The 2,140-nt window shown below is 49.5% G+C and carries 1 protein-coding gene; it reads left to right on the top strand.

Annotation, left to right across the window (positions count from 1 at the left end):
* Positions 1-167: 167 nt before the first annotated feature.
* On the top strand, positions 168-2,140 hold a 1,973-nt coding region (locus OEM52_14960; GenBank protein ID MDK9701434.1), incomplete at its 3' end, for a T9SS type A sorting domain-containing protein.

The following is a 2,140-nucleotide window of genomic DNA, read 5'->3' as shown; positions in this document are numbered from 1 at the left end:
GTTTCGATCCCAGTCAAGTTCGAATGTCTGTGAAGGGGTTAGAGGGGGATCGGATTTCGGGGTTCGGGGCTCAAGAAACTGGATTGTCATTGCGAGGCAGCGCAGCGACGAAGCAATCCCATTTGGTTAACGGGAACAGGGAACCGGAGACAGGGAACAGTAGGGGCGTGCCGCGCACGCCCGCAGAGATTGTTCGTGACCTGCTTCGCGATTCACGAACCACTGGAGGAACTACTTCTCGAACCCCGAGTCCCGAATCCCGAGCCACTGTCCCCTGTTCCCGGCTCCCTGTCCCCGAACTTCTCCTTCCAACATCATTGGGAGAATTGCGAACGGCGCTGCCAAGTGTGTATCAAGTGTCAGCGAATGGTACTCGTAATGAAATCGAAGCAGCATTCCAACTCACCGACAAAAACATATTCGGAATCACACTCCCAAACGGTTACAATCCCGACCATTCCTTACGCATTGATCCCCTCATCTACAGTACCGCTTTAGGGGGTAGCGAGAACGATTACGCGTATGGCATTGCCAGCGACGGACAGGGTGGAGTCTACCTGATTGGAAACACCGAATCATTTGACTTCCCAATCACCGCCGGGTGTTACGACCCATCGATCAGCGGCGGTTTCGATATTTTTGTCACTCAGTTAAACAACAACGGATCGCAACTAATTTTCAGTACATATTTAGGCGGTTTCGGCGACGAATGTTACGGTGCGATTATCACTGATGGTAGCTTCGGTCTGATTGTTTCGGGACAAACGAATAGCGCAAACTTTCCCACCACTACCGGGGTCTACAGCCGCACTTACAACGGTGGTCCCGACGAGTACTTTATAGCCAAATTGGATAACTCTGGTTCGGCACTTCTCTTCGGCACCTACTTAGGGGGACATCATATCAGCGGATGTCCCCAATTAATCTCCGATGGGGCAGGAGGTTGTTTCGTGATTGGATCCGCTAACTCGGACTTCCCGTCAACCCCCAACGCATACGATCCGACTTTTAACGGTGGCACTAACGACGGGTTTTTCGCCCAATTGAATGGTAACGGGACGCAATTGCTGTACAGTACGTTTTTCGGCGGTTCCCGTAACGACTATTGTAGCGATTTCATCCGCGAAGCGAACGGCGACTTCGTGATTACCGGAACGACGAACAGCAGCGACTTTCCGGTAACGCCGAATGCCTTCGATACGACCTACAACGGTCATGGTACTGGTAACATCGGCGATTGTTTCGTGTTGAAGTTTCGTCTCAGCGAATCGCGATTGATCTATTCCTCCTATCTTGGCGGACATGATGAAGATTACGAAAGTTCGTTAACAAGCGATAATCGGGGTGGCGTTATCGTCGGTGGGCGCACCTTTAGCGCAAATTATCCGACAACAGCCAATGCATTCGATACGTCAAAGGTTGACGAAGTTGACGACGGTTTTGTCACAAGATTGGACAATACCGGTTCGCAACTTATTTATAGCACCTTCATTGGTGGAACACCAAATCATATTGGTGCAGGTTCATCCTGTTATCAAATCACAAATGACGGCAATGGTGGAGCACTTGTATTTGGTAGTACAGCAAGTAGTGATTTTCCAACGACTTCCAATGCTTTCAATTTCTCCTTTAATGGAGGGTTCGATGACTGTTTTCTTAGTTACTTAGATTCCACTGGATCGCGACTGTTATACAGCACCTACTTGGGTGGCGGCGGCAGCGATCAACCGCGTGGCGACATCATCAGAGATTCGAGTGGTGCGGTCATTTTATTTGGCGATACTTACCAGAGTGCAGGGTACTACAACAATTTCCCTAGGACATCCGGAGCGTTCGACACTTCGTTTAACATTTGGTCGGATTGTTTCATCGCCAAACTCCGGTTCGATACGACTTCGGTTACCATTGAGCCAACTTCGATACCGACAGCTTTCACCCTTCACCAAAACTACCCTAATCCATTTAACTCCTCCACCACGATTTCCTACTCACTTCCGAAACCGGGGAATGTTGACGTAAGACTATTCGATATCACGGGCCGAGAGGTCGCAACGCTTGTAAATCAAAAGCAACAAACTGGAAGTAATCGGGTGACCTTCGATGGGAAGAAACTTTCATCGGGAACCTATTTCGTGCGAAT

Source organism: bacterium (assembly GCA_030247525.1).
GTDB lineage: Bacteria > Electryoneota > JAOADG01 > JAOADG01 > JAOADG01 > JAOTSC01.
This window is presented reverse-complemented; position numbering and strand designations above follow the sequence as displayed.